The organism is Paenibacillus sp. WG02 (genome assembly GCF_055396115.1).
This window is the reverse complement of sequence record NZ_AP036016.1, coordinates 2,254,706-2,272,069: the sequence shown is the minus strand read 5'-3', so window position 1 is coordinate 2,272,069 and position 17,364 is coordinate 2,254,706. Positions and strand designations below refer to the sequence as shown.

General features: G+C 41.7%; 10 protein-coding genes. 2 read left to right on the top strand and 8 right to left on the bottom strand.

What is annotated here, in order from left to right:
- Positions 1–117: 117 nt before the first annotated feature.
- The gene (locus ACBP55_RS10435) at positions 118–5,796 is read right to left on the bottom strand and encodes a discoidin domain-containing protein (protein ID WP_464651318.1); all 5,679 of its coding nucleotides are present in this window, start codon (positions 5,794–5,796) and stop codon (positions 118–120) included.
- A 205-nt stretch (positions 5,797–6,001) separates the two neighbouring features.
- Positions 6,002–7,591, bottom strand: coding sequence for a DUF3502 domain-containing protein (locus tag ACBP55_RS10430; protein WP_464651316.1), 1,590 nt, complete (start codon positions 7,589–7,591; stop codon positions 6,002–6,004).
- Positions 7,592–8,114: 523 nt separating this feature from the next.
- Here ACBP55_RS10430 and ACBP55_RS10425 point away from each other — a divergent pair.
- Complete coding sequence (locus ACBP55_RS10425) at positions 8,115–9,104, top strand: ABC transporter permease (RefSeq protein ID WP_464651314.1); 990 nt, start codon at positions 8,115–8,117, stop codon at positions 9,102–9,104.
- Between the two features lie 32 nt (positions 9,105–9,136).
- Complete coding sequence (locus tag ACBP55_RS10420) at positions 9,137–10,030, top strand: carbohydrate ABC transporter permease (RefSeq protein WP_464653282.1); 894 nt, start codon at positions 9,137–9,139, stop codon at positions 10,028–10,030.
- 142 nt (positions 10,031–10,172) lie between these two features.
- On the opposite strand, the gene ACBP55_RS10415 is transcribed toward ACBP55_RS10420, so the two are convergent.
- The 6 genes from ACBP55_RS10415 to ACBP55_RS10390 form a co-directional block, all read right to left on the bottom strand.
- On the bottom strand, positions 10,173–10,424 hold the full coding sequence (locus ACBP55_RS10415; protein ID WP_464651313.1) for a hypothetical protein: 252 nt from the start codon (positions 10,422–10,424) through the stop codon (positions 10,173–10,175).
- 133 nt (positions 10,425–10,557) lie between these two features.
- A complete protein-coding gene (locus tag ACBP55_RS10410; RefSeq protein WP_464651312.1) occupies positions 10,558–12,075 on the bottom strand; it encodes an ABC transporter permease in 1,518 nt (505 codons plus the stop codon).
- A gap of 127 nt (positions 12,076–12,202) precedes the next feature.
- Positions 12,203–13,327 (bottom strand): ABC transporter ATP-binding protein, encoded by a 1,125-nt coding sequence (locus tag ACBP55_RS10405; protein ID WP_464653281.1) that lies wholly within the window; start codon positions 13,325–13,327, stop codon positions 12,203–12,205.
- Between the two features lie 95 nt (positions 13,328–13,422).
- The gene (locus ACBP55_RS10400; RefSeq protein WP_464651310.1) at positions 13,423–14,496 is read right to left on the bottom strand and encodes an ABC transporter substrate-binding protein; all 1,074 of its coding nucleotides are present in this window, start codon (positions 14,494–14,496) and stop codon (positions 13,423–13,425) included.
- Between the two features lie 189 nt (positions 14,497–14,685).
- Positions 14,686–15,516: a response regulator transcription factor gene (locus tag ACBP55_RS10395; protein ID WP_464651308.1), complete on the bottom strand. Its 831-nt coding sequence runs from the start codon at positions 15,514–15,516 to the stop codon at positions 14,686–14,688.
- Positions 15,494–17,236: a sensor histidine kinase gene (locus tag ACBP55_RS10390; RefSeq protein WP_464651306.1), complete on the bottom strand. Its 1,743-nt coding sequence runs from the start codon at positions 17,234–17,236 to the stop codon at positions 15,494–15,496. Before ACBP55_RS10390 ends, ACBP55_RS10395 begins: the two co-directional genes overlap by 23 nt.
- Between the last annotated feature and the right edge of the window lie 128 nt (positions 17,237–17,364).

Sequence of the window (17,364 nt, the reverse complement as noted above, 5' to 3'; positions counted from 1 at the left end):
GGCTATTTATAAACTCTTGAACCTGCATAACTGGCTATTTCGGATACAGAAGGGGGATAAGCTCCCCCCGCCCCATTTCATTGCCGATCAATCCTCAATTTCGCTAATGCGATTGTTCTATTGCAAGATCGCTTTGGCCACAATGGCAAGGTCTACAATGTCAACTTTGCCGTCATGGTTGACATCCGCTTTCTCATTCCAGCCCGATTGGCCTTGTTGTGTGCCGTAAGCCCCTGCTACGATTGCCAAATCTCCAATTGTTATTCCGCCTTTTCCATTGACATCTGCAGTTATTCGCTTGGAGTCAAACACTTGAACTGCCGCTTCCAATGCGGCTTTCGCGCTATCCACCTGCTGCTGGGTAGCATTCGAATTGTTTGTTGCAGCTTTGGCTGCATCGATAACCGACTGCAATTGCGCTTTGGCTCCAATCGCATACAGTCCGTCCCCATTGCCTTCCACTGCTGCATCGTACTTCGCCTGAGCGCTTGCGATCGCTGCGTTCAAGAGCGACTTATCTACAGGTATAGTAGGTACAGTTATTTGGATCTCACGGGAGACTCCGCCGACCTGCAGCTCATTCCCCTGTGCATTGCCAATCACAACATGGTCTACAGAAATTGTCGTGTTGGTTGCCTGGGTTACGGATTTGGCCGTAAATTTGATTGCGAGCAAATCACCTTGGGCAGGCACGTTCGCGCCCACGCTGGCAGCCACAATCCGGAGTTGACCTGGCGTCTCCTTTGTATCGATGACTTGGAACCCTTCTTTCAGGGATGTCACCGAATCGAATTGCACACTTGCAGGGTCATACTGTAGTGTAAAATCTTGAGCGTACAATTGCTGGTATACACTTTGCGTAACGCCGGTCAGCCCCATCGTCAGATTGAAGGTTTGCCCGGAGTTCACCTTGACGGGCCCGGCTATAACAGCTTGCGGCACTTCCGGTGAATCAAGACATACATTGATCTCCGCAGCCGATGCCCATCCGTTAACACCCGCTGTTGCTTCGAGCTTGACATAGGATGCATTGGTCGAAGTAAATGTTGCGTATTTCTCCGCATTGTTGTTATCCCAATTTCCACTTGCAACCTTAGTAAAGGATAATCCATCCGTACTTACATACACGTTGTAGCCTGTAATAATTCCGTTGCTGCCTCCTGATTGCCTTGGTAAATATGCGACTTTATTGATCTTGTAGGTTCCTCCAAGGTTTAAGGTAATCGATTGGGGGAGAACGTCTGATTTATTCCACTTTGTATGCCAGATTGTTCCTGGGTTTCCGTCAATCGCCATGGAGGCTGCGTTGTTATCCCCACCAGTTTCCTGACTTATCGCTGTTGCCGTCATTTGTGACTGAGGGACAGTATCAACAACTACATTTATTGTCATAGGACGACTTATAACGGTCACCCCGTCTAAAGTAACCTTTACAGCAACAGTTGCATTAAACCCAGTGCCAAGTTCGCCTTTAGCAATGATCGTATTGCTGCCTTCAACAACAGATAACCTTGCATCGCTAAATTGATATTCTACAGTAGCACTTGATAAATCAGCGCTTCCTCCTGTACTTAATAAGCCATTAATTGTGGCAACGATTGGATTGTTGTTTTTAATTGTATTTTTATTAAGAGTTAAGTCAATTTTATTTAAATAGGGAGATATAACTATTTTTCCTGACTGATCAACAAAAAGATAAGTAACTTCTTCAATAGAACGCCCGCCTATTGTTGCTCTTATGTGAATCTTTGCCATACCTTTTGAAACAGCGGTCAGCAGGTTTGAATCGCCCACCGTAATCACACCCTGGTTTTCACTTGTTACCGTGATCACTGCATCTTTCATATCAATCGGTGCACCCGCACCTGTAAAAGCCTTAATGTCATATTTACCTGTAGCTTCAGTAACCGGCTTAAACTCATAATCGATGCGATCAAATAAATTGGACTTATCCACTCCGTTTATTGCTACTTCAAGCAAATCAATCGTTGACCCGTTTGAACCGCCTTCAAATAGTAATTTAACGTATTGAGCATCCGTGTTTAATGCGTATTGGTCATAGAATCCAAAATTAGCAGTACCCGTCGGACCGTTAACGGTTTTGACATCATTCCATGCCACGCCATCAGCACTAGTTTGAATTTTTATTGTTTTAGGCGTATTGATATAGCTTTGTTCCAAAGAATTGAAGTTAAGATTGATATTGGCAATCTGAGACTTTGTCGGCAGCTTAAATTGAATCCATGCCTTTTCATTTGCAGTTACCGACCATTTGGATTGATCAAAATGAGTGCCTTCAATAGTTTTTCCATCAACTAATTGACTTACTGCACCTTGATTATGACTAGCTGTAATTTCAGTGGATCCTGCAAGATTTTGGTATGGCACCAGGTCCATGAATATTTTATTTGTTGTAAATGTTTTGCCGTCTAACGTTACATCAGCCCAAACGACTCCCCGTGTAGGTTGTTCTACGAAAGGCGCAATAATTTCATTTGTCTTGAAAGTAAATCCATTTGTTTCTTTAATCGATACAGGCTTATAATTGTCACCCGCTTTTAAATCAACGACACCGCCGTGCCATTGAATTTGCGCCGTATCAAGCCCTATTGCTCCGCCTTTCGATGATCTGCCTTCGATTTGATAGCTGAGTTTTTCTAGTGTACCAAACTCGCCGTAAGCTTCTTTTCCACCCACGAGTAATGTTGCGCCAATCATGGTTTCCCCAACATAAATTTTGCCGTCTCTTGCTGTCACTTTTAATGTATCCTGTTTCGTTACACCTTCATAAGTACCGCTAACTGTGATCGTAGTTGTTCCGTTTGATACCGGAGTTACGATTCCGTTAGCATTAACTGCCGCTATTTCAGGATTTGCACTGCTATAAGTTAAACCTGAAAGCTTGGCTTTAAGCGCTGGAAATGTCATATATCCCTCAGTGTTGATTTTGAGCGATGAAGGTGTCAACTGCTCACCCGTTGTTTTGACATTAGTAAGCGTATACTTGCGTGCAGCATTGTCCGTTACAATCTTGATGATTGTGTCAATCGGATCCTCCTGGACATTAGTAAGATTGACGGTCAGACTATCTCCATTTTGTACAAAAGAAGTGACAGGAATATCCTCGTTCAACCAGGTTACGGATGTCACGTGATCTAGAACCGGACGAATGGTTAAAGACTTTCCAGGAATGGCATCAAACCCTTTTTTGCTGTCAGGTCCTTTCATAATATGAAGATAAACATTGTTATCCCTATTCGTTGCGTATCCCCATTGTGGACCTGTCGTACTGTTAGCTAAAGCAAATTTTTCATAATTGCCTTTTCCATCATCTTCGTAGCCATAGCCCGAGAGGAAATATGGCATTGTACCCGTTGTAGACTCATGTCTTTCCGGCTTTCCTGCAGGTGCAAACCAATCTACAAAACTTTCTCTCACATCAATGTATTCCTGCTCTGCTTTAGGATACCTTGTCGCAATTTCCTCAGGGGAATTCCAATTGGGCCCGCGACTATCTACAGGCGTCTGATCATTATTATCCACATAGCCTCTGCCGGCATTCATGATCATTTCCTTGGCAACTTGCCTGTAGTCATCTCGTTTACCGTAATATGGAGATAAGGCGTCTTTGGTGTGTATCATTTTCCATGGTTCCATAATCGTACGTTTCAAAAGATGATTTGCAGCGCCATTCGCGTAAATACCAGATGCTTCTTCGGTTCTTAAATCAGGGTCTCCATACTCTGCCCCCCATGCATTGGAGTTTACGATAATGTCATCGCTATAATTGCGTATAACGCTGTATATCACATCAAAATTTTGATCTGGTATGCCTTGCGGTCCATCAAAATAAAGATACGCAGGCGCATACCGTTCAATCAAATCGGACACATTCTGCACATAGAGGTCGGTTGTATAAACTTGTACCCCGCCGCCATAATATAGCCCAAACTTCATTCCATGGCGTTTCACTGCCAATTCAAACTGTTTCAACCCATCTACTACCTTACCGTTTGCATCCTTCGGAAGATACATATGCCTTTCATTTTGGGGATCCGCGAATTTAGACGGCCAGAAATAAGCTTGTTGTACCGATTCAATCGATACCAAGGAATGCCCTTGAGCTTTTGCTCTTTGTGCCCATAAATCAGCAGAGAAATTCGGGTCTACAAAATAACTGTAAATGGGGATCGCATGACTTAAAGCGCCCACACGCCCTTCTTCAAACCATTTATTAGGGCGTTCCTTTACTGTAATTGTCATATTCTTTCTAGCCGTATTTCCATTATTGTCAGTAACTTGCACAGTAAAGTTATAATCTCCTGGTGCGGCGTTAATACTGATTATACCTTTGCTGCTATTTAAATCGACATTTCCATTCACTAATCCATCTGCGATTGTACCGTCAGCATTTAATGACAAGCCATCAGGCAGTTTGCCCTCTGCGAGACTCCAAGTATAACCAGGCGCTCCCCCGCTCGCCATAAATTGAAATGCCGATGCCGCAACACCGTATTTATTGTTCGCCTTTGATTTATTCCATACATAAGGCCATTCCTTGTAGCCAATCGGCATATTTTGGGTTGGCAGCGGAGTTTTAATGACATCCTCGGTTGACAGGCCTTGTGTTACAATTTCTAGAGCCCCAGTTGCGCCTTTAACCGAAGGAACAAGTCCATTTATTTTATTGCCATTTTGATCTGTGACTCTTCCATAGAACCCAAGGTATGCTACATTTTGATCTAATGGTGTCGGGACATTGTTTGAATTAACATCTTCTGTATATGTATGTTTGATTTGAATCATCAGTTTATTCCAACCCTGCTTTAACTGAATCGCTTGTTTTGTTAAATCCTTTTGCACCTCCACAGGTGTGGACGGTGTGGTTACAGCCTTATCGTTTACATAAAGCCGATATGAACCGCTGGCGCCTACATTAAAATAAGCTTGCTGTTCTACTGGGCTGTATACGTATGTATGAGCGTATACATATTTGTTTCTAGTATCGATGCCTTTTTTTATAGCATAATAACCATATAAATCTTGATAATCATCGTAGTTTCTGTTATAAATGCGATCATCGAAATATTCCCATTTATGACTTTCGTTATTCAAGCTTAACGGATCGCCGATTGCGGGAGCGATCGTAGCAGCGCCAGAACCAGATCCAGCTGCTGGCTTGTTATTTACCTCTATTTCTGAAATGCCGGTTATGTTTGGATAAGGCGTTCGTCCTTTATCGATTTCAACCTTCATTTCAACTACATTCTTTAACTCGGATTGCATAGCATACACGGTTGGTGATGATGAGCTTGAAGATGTACTATCAACCTTTCCAGATTCTACGATGCTGCCATCATTCAGCGTGAAAGTAAGATTATACCAATTGTTAACGTGACGCGAATCGCCCCATTGTGCTATTTTCACTTCATTAATAGCAATAGGCTGACTCCATTTCATATTCACCCATGGAGCAGAATCATTTTCTGTCACCCACTGACTGTTTGTCTTTCCATCAACTAAATTCGAAACAGGGTTCACTGCAAGTGTTGATGATGATGCTATTATTTGTGATGCCGACGCCGCGTATTTTACGGTTTCTCCCACTGCAGTTCCATAAATTTGGTCCACTACTGGGGAAACGAATGGACCTGATACCAACCATGAGTTAATAAACGGGGCGTTACCCGCCACTTGCTGTGCTTCTACTTTATTATTGGGAAAAGCAAACATGGATGTAACGATCATTGCAGTTGCCAATGCCACTGAAGTTATTTTATTAACTTTTTTTATCATTCTTTACTTTCCTCCTACTTGTAAATTTCCACTCGATTCTCAATCCTTCTTCAACACACAGATGCCAGTCGCTGAGTGAACGCGCTTCCAAAGTTCGCAAAGAAGGAGGGAAAGCAAGGCTCAATCACATAATTGCGCTGAACCTGCTTCCCCTCCCTTGATGAATCCCGCTAAAAACTAGCGCTTGTCATTCTTTGCTTCATGCTTACTTGCCATTCTGCTTTTTCCATTCGTTGATCTGTTTCTGCTTCTCCGCGATAATATCGTCGGCACCGGCACTCTTCAATTTTTTAATAAATTCCTGATAATATTTGTCAGGATCTGCCGAGCCCGAATCGAGCGCATAAAGAAGTTCTTTCAAAGTCGCGTCAACGTTGGCAACTTGAGTTTTAACCGGTTCCACATTAAATACAAATCCCATCACAGGCGATACCATGGCTGTCTTATCCGCTTGATAAATGATGCTGAGAGACTTTTCACGCGTTTCGACATCGGTGTTCTGATCCCACAGCATCCTGTTATAGGACTGTCCGATTTCCCATTCAGACCAGTTAAAATTGTATTGGTCTTTGATCATGTCAATTTTCTTTTCGCCAATCTTTTTGTAATCTTTCCCATCTTGACCGAAAGCTAGGAGATGGAATAGCTCGTCATTCGTGTTCAGCAATTCGATCAGTTGAACCGCCTTTTCGGGATGCTTCGAATTGGCGCCTACAGCAACTAATGCAGTTGAAGGCGTATTGGCAGAGATAAAGGGCTCGGTAAACCTCTTGCCGTAACTGTATACCTTGTCATCCGGCGGCGCCATAGACATGAAAGAAGAGGCACCAAGTTCAGGCATGTCAACTAGGTCAGGATACGGGTTGGCATATAACGCAGCAACTCGTTTGGCTTTTCTGTCCGGGACATAATCCTTCATCGTTGCAGCATCTTTCTTAATGTAACCTTTTTGATACCAGCTTCTGAACAATTTGAGATAATCCTTATACTCCTGGGTTTCATATTGATTGATTACCTTGATATCTTTATCGTTATTCCGAACCCAGCCGGGAATTTTATTATCTCCCACGGAATCCATGCCATAAACGAGTGGCATATCCGCAAAATTATCTGCCTGATTGCTGTATTCCCAAGGAATCATATCAGGTTCGCCCTTTTTCACAGCATCCAGAAATGGCGTCAGGTCCTCCCATTTCTTTGCCGATTTCCAATCGAACTGGTACTTGTCGACCAAATCTTTTCTAAGTTGCACCCCTTTGGCTCCGGCCATCCCCCACACCTGGTAGTTAATGGATCCATATATTTTACCTTTCACTTTAACGCCTTGCCAGATACTCTCAGGCACTCTCGACTTGGTCGTTGGAGCATACTTATCCAGAAGATCGGTGATATCTTTGAAAGCTCCTTTGGAAGCATTCTGGAAATAGTTCAATTCTCCAAAACTTCCAGTAAAGGCGAGATCAAACGGTTCACCCGAGGAAATCATCAGATTAACTTTTTGCGGATATGTGCTCCAGTCGGTAACGACAAGCTTTACAGTCGCGTTAATTTTTTCTTTAATGATCTTATTTGCCGCTTCCATAATTCTATCCATATCTTTAACTGGTGAATTAGCAATATAAAAGGTCAATTCTATCGGCTGTTCATTCTGTTGTCCTTTAACCTGGGCTGTCTGGCTAGGTGACACGTCAGGTTGTTTACCCTGATTCGTATCTGTTCCGCATCCGGCGAGCGCAAGGGGCACAATAAGAGATAAAGCTATTACTGATGCAATTTTCTTTTTCTGTTTAAGCATTTTTGTCCTCCTTTTTTCTGATCCGCATTTTGAGTTTTCTTACAATCCATACAAAACATTCGAGAAGTTAACGTTAGGCCTCATCTCCCCCTATATGGAAAAGCACAGATGCTATTGACTGCAATTTCACAATAGTAGATTACGATGATCATGAATACTGAAAAAAATATAGTTTCCTTTGATAATTTACTATTTTGATTCTTCAAAAAATTTACATTTCATAAATATGTGATTTTTTTGAAGTTTTTATCGACTTCCGACACTCCCTTGATCAGCATCTGTTTATTCGAAATGCGAAGAAAATTTTCAAATATTTTTTGAATCTCAGCCCCAACGGTTGGGCTCGAGCAGTTCGTTCTACCTTATTTCAAAAAAAAATTAGAGAAACCATTATTTTTTATAGAACCGTCATAGCGAATTATTAAAGGAAACTATGCTTTTTTCTGTTTTATGATTTTCTTTGATCGGCTATTGTTAAATTGTGTCCAAATATACAAGACTTTCATTAATGAGGAGTGGGTAAATGAATAACAATGTACCAGCCACAACTGCTGTAAAGAATGGTTTCAAAAAGACCGGCTCCGTGCGTCGGCAAAGTTTTTTAACGGAAATTTTCAGACGCTGGCCGTTTTACGTCATGGCGCTGCCGGGATTGCTTTATTTCATCATATTCAGTTACTTGCCTATGTTCGGGGCGGTGATCGCTTTCAAGGACTATAATCCGGTAAAGGGAGTATGGGGCAGCAAATGGATCGGGGTTAAAAATTTCGAGTTTTTTTTCAAGTCCGATGCGATATGGAGGGTTACGTTTAATACGATTTTTTACAACTTGATCATCATGCTGACGGTAACCGTAATATCCGTTGTTTTCGCTATTCTTTTGCAGGAAACCGGCAGCCGGTTACGGACAGCGCTTTATAAAAGTGTGATGTTGCTTCCGTTTTTCCTATCTTGGGTAGTAGGAGAGTATATTGTGTACGCCTTGCTTAGCCCTGATCAGGGGGTAATGAACAGCATTCGAAAATCATTCGGTTTAGAAGAGATACAATGGTATGGTGAGCCGCTATATTGGCGTTTTATAATGCCGTTGGCATTTATTTTAAAGTCAGTAGGTTATACTTCGGTTGTTTATGTTGCGGCTTTACTGGGAATATCGTCGGATTATTATGAAGCAGCTGAAATCGACGGAGCGAACAAGTGGCAGAAGGCAAGACACATTACGATTCCGTTATTGATGCCCGTTGTCATTATCCTTTTACTCCTCTCGCTCGGAAAAATTTTCAACGGCGGGCTTGGTGATTGGGGCGCATTTTACAATCTGCCACGGGAATCTGGGATTTTGTTTTCGACGACCGATGTTATCGATACCTACGTTTTCAGGTCATTGCGCACAGTAAACGATATCGGTATGTCATCTGCAGTAGGACTGTATCAATCAGTTGTTGGATTTGTGTTGGTGCTGATTACCAACTTTCTAGTCAAAAAATATGATTCCGATAGCTCGCTATTCTAGCGCACTAATTTGAGGAGCGTGTAAAAGTGAAAATGATATCCTTTACAGGATGGAATATATTACCGAAGATTCTGATCAATTTAATGTTCGTCGTATATAGTGCTATGTGCCTCATTCCTATATTACTAGTGCTGTCCGTTTCCTTAACGGATGAAAAATCACTCTTAATCGACGGATTTCACCTGATACCGAACCTATTCAGTCTTGTAGGTTACAAGTATGTATTCTCCGGCACAGAATCCATTTTGAATGCTTACAAGGTAACAATCCTGGTCACAGTCGTTGGCACATGTCTTCATTTGTTTGTGACCTCGCTGATGTCCTATGCTATTTCCAGGAATGAAGTCAAATACAGGAATCAGATAGCGTTCCTTGTGTTCTTTACTATTCTGTTCAACGGAGGATTGGCTCCATACTACATTCTGATAACCAGATACCTCCACTTGAAGGATACATTTTTTGTTCTAATCGTCGTGATGCTTGTATCTCCAGTACATGTGATGATCATGCGCAACTTTTTCAAATCGCTACCTGACGCTATCATTGAATCGGCGAGGATTGACGGCTCGGGAGAATTCATGACTTATTTCAGGATTGTACTCCCACTGTCTACGCCTGTTCTTGCGACGATCGGGTTGTTTATTTCTGTCGCCTATTGGAACGACTGGTTCACCAGCGCGTTGTTTATAGAAAACAACAAGCTTTATAGTCTTCAATATTTGCTTCAGTCCTTAATGACGAACATTCAGAATTTGCAAAGCAACGAAAACGCCTCTAGATCCATTGAACAAGCGATAGGTATGCTTCCGGGAGAAAGCGCAAGAATGGCTACCTGCATGTTATCTATTGGACCGATCATATTAGCGTACCCTCTTTTGCAAAAATATTTTGTTAAAGGGCTGACTCTTGGAGCGGTAAAATCATAGAAGAAAATATTGTTTACTCAACAAAAAAACAAGCTGACTCCGTAAGTGTTGTGGAGTCAGCTTGCTGATTAGGGCTTTTTCAATGTCTTTAAAATAGGGGCTTGATCATAAGCACCAGCTTGTACACCCTGGAGGCTATGTCCTAATCCCGAACAATAACTTGATCGTACCTTCGCTCCAATAAACCAGGAACCTCATAGAGTAAATAAGTGATACCGTTAACTTCTCCTCGAAACGAAGCGGGAAAAGACAAATACTCATATTTTGACATGATTGGAAGTACAGAAATATCACTGGACAGTCCGCATCTAGTCTTCAAATTAAAAGCTGACAGTAAATCGTTTTCTATAAGAACAACCCTTTCATTTTTGTTATCGTATAAGCAAAATTCCATTGGATTAGCCCTCCTTTTTCCACTTGCTTCTTAATGGTAGGTTGAGCAGCCAGCGTCAATTTAATAGTTCGCCAACTAGGCCAAACCGCAGCAAAGCTGCGGTTCCTGCCTCGGTGACGGCTTTCGCTCCCAATTAAACGCTAACAGACTTGTTTCCTGTCAATTTGAAGAAAATCAATAAAGATATAATAGTCGTGACAGTCAGGATGCTTGATATCGCTCCCGCTGTTCCATAACTTGCCTTGACTACCTCTGTATATATCGCAACTGACATCGTTCTGGTGCTGCCGGTATAAAGAATAATCGATGCACTTAGTTCATTAATGACGGTTATCCAACTCATAATCGCTCCGGCAAGCACACCCGGCATCATCATGACAGCCGTAACCTTAAAGAAGGTTTTCACAGGAGAACAACCCAAACTGATGGATGCCTCCTCCATGCTGGGACTTAACTGATACAAGATTGCAGCGCTGGACCGAAGCGTATATGGAAGCCTTCTGACAATAAATGCAATAACCAGAATCGTGATCGTTCCGCTCAGGAGCATCGGCTTTTGGTTAAAAGCCAGAAGAAGGGTAATACCAAGCACAGACCCCGGCAGTATATACGGGAACATTGTAATGGTGTCGATCATGGAGGTAAACAAATTTTTCTTCCTGGTTGATAAATAGGCTATGAACATGCTCAGTAACACGATAATAGAAATAGCTCCCAATCCAAAAATATAAGTATTGGCTATTGATTCCCAAAGTGTTTTAAAAACCGACTCGTAGCTCTCCAAAGAGAAAGCCGCAATGAACCGAGAACCCTTCGTCTCCAGAAAAGATGTCACCATGACAGTCAACTGCGGGATAATTGCCAAAAATACGACTGTATAAATGGCGGCATGCGCCAATATCCCTCTAATGCCTTTGAAAGAAGCTGGTTGTATCGGTCTTAAGGAACTCATAGTAAACGATTTTTTGTTGATAATATATTTTTGCCCAATAAATAATAGAGCTGTAATAAATACCATAATGGTAGCCATTGCTGCAGAAAAGTTTGCCTGTCCGCCCACTTCACTAATAAATTCGGAGTAGATCATAACCGGCATAACATTAAAGCCTTCCCCAATAAGCATCGGCGTACCAAAATCCGCAATGGCGTTCATAAATACCAAAAGGGAGCCGGCCAGCAAAGTTGGAGCAATCAACGGCAACATGATGGTAAATACCTTCTTAACCGAACCGCATCCCAAACTTTCAGCAGCTTCGCTGAGTGATACGTCAACTTTCTTCAAAGCTCCGGACACATAAAGATATATAAAAGGATACAATTTCAAAGTCAATACGAGCAGAATGCCTCCGAAGCCGTAAATGCTCGGCATTTGGATCCCTAATGTTTGAAAGAATTTTGTAACCACGCCGCTTCGACCGCTTAGCAGCACCCAAGAGTACGCTCCAATAAATGGCGGCGAAAGCATCGATATGATGATCAGAATCTCAATCAGTTTTTTGCCTTTGACCTTATACGCAGTCATGAGATAAGCAAGAGGGGCGCCAATGAATACCGCAAGAAAGGTAACGCAAATCGTAATCATAAAGCTGTTTATTAGACCTTTATAGTAGTATTTCTTCTGGAAAAACTTGATGAAATTGTGGAATGTCAATCCTCCTGTAGCAGGATCTTTAAACCCGCTCATGAACAAGGAAAACAAAGGGTAGACCAGGAATATGGCGAATAATATCGCTATGCCCAATGTTATTATTGTCCAAAAATCAAACTTAAACTTGAATCTAGCCAAATTTAATCACACCTTTGATTAAGCTCTGTGATCCATCGTCGGTAAACACGTTGATCTTATCACTTTTTGGCGCCAGATAAACCTTATCTTGAAATTCGTAAAATTTGCTTGCTTGGCCCAAATCCTGAACAAATTCGCAGGTCAGACTCTCATCCATTGTGATATCTTGTTGGAAAGCCAGCTCATAATTGATATATTGTCCCAGAAAAGTACTTTTGCTTATTCTTGCTTCCAAACCGCTCTCCGCAACTGAAAATTCTTCGGGTCTAACCGAAATAATAACGTTCTGTCCATCGCTCACATCATCAACCAAATTATCCATAGGTAGGCTATAGCCATCCCTAAACATGATGCGTTTTTCTGTTGCTTTCAGCTTGATCGTTCCCTTGAAGAAGTTGGAATGTCCAATGAAGCTCGATACAAATGCATTGGCTGGACGTGTGTAGATATCTCTCGGTTTCCCAACCTGCTGAATCACGCCTTCTTTCATGACGGCAATTCGATCAGATATGGCCAAGGCCTCCTCTTGATCGTGGGTGACATATACAGTGGTAATACCAACATCCTTTTGTATATCTCTGATCGCGGTTCTCATGTCAACTCTCAGCTTGGCATCCAGATTCGAGAGTGGCTCGTCCATCAGCAGAACACTGGGGCGTATGACAATAGCCCTGGCCAGCGCTACGCGCTGCTGCTGACCGCCGGAAAGTTTCTCCGGAAGCCTTTCCTTGTACTGATCGATTTTTACAACTTTCATAATGGTGTCTGTTTTTTTCTGCATCTCATCTTTTGGAAGCTTTCTTAACTTCAAGCCGTATTCTACATTTTGCTTCACCGTCAGGTGAGGGAAGATCGCATAGTTCTGAAATACCATGCCAATATTTCTTTTGTGAGACGGAATATCATTGATGACTTGATCGCCAAAAAGTATATTTCCTTCCTCAATCGAGTTAAATCCTGCAATCATTCTCAGCAATGTCGTTTTACCACAACCGGACGGTCCAAGGAGCGTAAAGAATTCTCCATTCTTTATATCAACGGAAAGCCCTGGAATAATTGTGATATTACCATTGTCGTATTTCTTGACAACATTTTTGACACTAATGGCTACGCTCATCTCGTTCTCTCCCTTGCTGTATAAGCCTGCACACCAGAAAGTCACAGGCTTACGCATCCATTTTAATCCTTATTTTGTAGATTACTGAATATTTTCTAATTGCTTGTGTAAATATCTTTAAATTTATCAAGCAAAACCTGGGTGTTCGCAAGTTCGGACTTGGGATCTTCTTTAACAATCTTGAATTCCGATACTTGCTTTAATCCTGGCGGCGGAGGAACATCGTTTCTTGAAGCACGCATATTGAGTTTCGTGGCTGTCATGGTTTGCAAATCTTTGGATGTCAGGAAATCAACAAACTTTTTAGCATTTTCCATATTTTTTGCGCCCTTAATGATCTGCACAGTCCCAGGGGATACGACCACACCTTCTTTCATGTAAACAATCTCAACAGGAGAACCTTGTCTGACAGCGGCAGAGGCCAACTCTTCGTGAGTCACTCCAACCACATACTCTCCGTCAGCAACCCCCTTAGGAACTGCCGCTGAACTTGCAAGTAGCTTGCCATCCAGATTTTTGGTCAGGCTCTTGATGTAATCCCAGCCCTGGTTCTGATCTCCAGCTCCAATGGTCTGTAATATGTTCGTAATATGTGTCAAACCGGTTGACGATTTAGCAGGGTCGGGAAATGCAATCTTGCCTTTCAGCTTCGGATTAAGAAGGTCGGCATAGCCTTCAATTTTGATATCGCCAATAAGCTTTTTGTTCACCAGAAGCACCATCGGAATAATGTTGTTTCGGGTAATCATTCCTTCCGTGTTTTTGGTAGAGTCGATTAATGAGCTTTCATTCTCCGATTTATAAGGTTCAAATAGCTGCTGTTTGGGAGCAATAACCGTCGTTGTGCCCCCCCATTCAATATCTCCGAGCGGTTTCGCCTGTTCGGCTTCAATCCTTTTGAGAATCTCTCCTGTACCTGCTGTAACGACCTCAACCTTAATTCCTGTTTTAGCTTCAAATTCAGGTAGCACAACATTCATAACATCTGTCGCCGTTGCTGTATAAACAACAAGCGATTTGGAAGTTTCGCCCTTCCCTCCATCTTTGCTTGGGGAAATTGAGGCAGCGGCCGAATTGGCTGGTTTTTCCGTCTTTGTTGGTTGGCTTGAGCATGCAGAGCTCAGTAATAACATGCATGCTGCCAATGAGAGTACTAATGTTCTTTTCATTCCGGCTCCTCCTAATATAATATGGTTGCTACACTTTTATTGTAGTGCAGGGTAATCTTGTGGACAATCCGAAAAAAAGGTACAACTATCAGTATTAATGAACACCCTGAGGGACAATCTAACTAGACAAAAATCTCATGAAAGGTGCAGACACCCTCATGAGATTTAACTTCCTCCTTACTTCAATAATTAGTCACTTTCATTCTTTTCTTCTCGCGGATTCTTAACGACTACCCGTTTACCGGACTTCATAAAATTCGTCGGACTTGTGCCTGTATATTTTTTGAACACATAGCAAAAATGCTTGTATTCACTGAAGCCCGTCATACTGGCTATTTCATATATCCGTCTTTTACCTGTGGCGAGCAGTTCTCCAGCTTTCTGAATCCTGTATGTGTTAAGAATGTCCAAAAAAGTTTGGGACGTACCCTCTTTCAACTTACGGCTCAAGTAACTTGGACTTATTTCCAATCCATCGGCAATAGCTTCAATGGTCAGCTTTTTATGGTACTCATTTTTGATTTTCTTGATCGTCTCACTGACATAATAATTCTGCTTTTGTTCGTCATTAAGAAAACCATCCAAATCGATCTGTTGTGTATCGCCTTTCGTTTTCGTTATATTGTTGATGTCGTCGTAAACCTTGCCTTGCTTAATGTTGCGCTTGATATTCTCAATAATTTCCGTAAGTTTTATTTCATCCACAGGCTTTAGCAAATATTCAAACACCTTCAATGAAATAGCCTGCTTCGCATATTCAAATTCCGTATAGCTGGTCAAGATAATGCTATGAAACGTATATATTTTCAAAGCTTGATCCAACATTTCTATCCCATTCATAACAGGCATCCTAATATCTGTAATCACTAAGTCGGGCCGATGCTGCTGAATCAATTGGAGTCCTTTCTGCCCGTCGTCAGTATCAGCTACAACCGTACAATGCATAGACAGCCAATCGACGGTATGAACAAGCCCTTTTCTAATAATCTCCTCGTCTTCAACGATGATCACCCTCAGCATGCTCGCTACCTCCCCTATCAACCGGCAAAGTGATTCTTACGTTTGTTCCTCCATGATGCTCGCTTGATATGTCTACTCCATACTTTTCGCCGTAAATGAGCTGCACTCTCCTATGGACATTGTACAATCCAACATGGGAAGAATTGTTATTATGTTGCTCCAGAATATGCCTGATCTTTTGTAGAATTTGCGGTTCCATCCCCTCACCATCATCAGTAATGCTGACGACCAGGTTATCCTCGGTAATACTCGCATTGATCTGTACACGCAAGGATTGACGGTTAGCAAAGCCGTGCATAATTGCATTCTCGATGATCGGCTGAACGATAAGCTTGGGAACAATGCAGTCCAAGGCAACTTCATCAACATGGATGTCATAATCGAATTTATTTCCAAATCGATATTTTTGAATGAAGAGGTAGTTCTTGGTATACTCAACATCCTCCCCAAGACTTACATCCGTAATGGTGCTATTGATACTGTATCTTAACAGTTTAGATAGTACGACTATCATCGTATTCGCAGAAGAAGGGTGGTTCATTTTTACCATATAACGGATCGTTTCCAGCGTATTGAACAGGAAGTGTGGATTAAATTGGGATTCAAGCTGTTTAATTTCGGTTAAAACGTTTTGTCGGGCCTTCTCCTTGTTTGCTTCAATCAAGTTTTTAATATCATCTAGCATCTGATTGTAAGCTTCAGCAAAAACCTGAAATTCATCATTGGTATTGACCTTGAGATGGGTTTCCAGGTTACCGTTTTGAACATTCTCGATCGCCCTAACAATGTCGTCAATGACCCTTGTTTTACTATCCGCAATTTTTCTCGCCGATAAGTAGGTTGTCAAGGTCAACATGCCAAAAAGCAAACTTAACAACACACCAGCCAAAATAAGCATGGATTTGAAGTAACCGATTGAGGTAAGTGTATAAATACATATTCCCCCATCAAGTATTTCCGTTCTCATAACATATTGACTGTCATCATTCGATTGGACAACACCTGATTTATCTCTGAAATTCACATCAATTTTCCCTAATTCGTTAACTAACAAATCATTCGTGCTAGCAATCACATACCCGAAATTATCGGTGATCACGACGCTCGTCGAGAAATTTTTGCTGATAAGCTTGACCAGGTCTCTTTTGTTAAAATCGAAGGTGATAAATCCGGCAACACGGCCATCCGTAACAATCGCTTTGCCTACTGTCAAGCTTGGACTGTCGGCAGTAAAAGCTAGTTGCCTGGCGATAACGACCTTCTCAGGCATTTCTTGCATTCTTCGGAGCGGTCCCCATTTTAAGGCGCTTTCGTCTTGCGCATATTCAGGGATATGATTCGAACTTTGTACTAAAGGCTTAAGCTTATCGTCAAATACGAAGAAGTTTGCTTTCGTTTCTCTTTGATTAACAAAGTTATAAAAACTTTCATACAATTGACTGTTGGACAAATTCAACTTCATATATAACAACGTGCGTTCATCTCTTGACAAATAATCCGCTTGTTCCTGGTAAGAACCAATAATTTTCTCAATTATTCCCGATATTTGTACATTGTAGTCATGATTCCTTGAAATAATAGTCTTGTATAGGATGGAAAACGACAGGATATAACTGGCCAGCGTAATAATGATGACCGGAATAATCGCATAGATGATGAAAGTTTTTCTAATATCTTCCCTGTAATGCCCGAATTTTTTTGTCACTTCTGTGCTATTCACATTTATCACATCCATCCACTGTGATAGTTGATTTTTGAACTAGCTCTTTAATCGAATCATAGATTGAATTTACGCAAAAAAACACTGTCCATTTTAAACAATCCGACAAATTAAACATGTAAAATTTA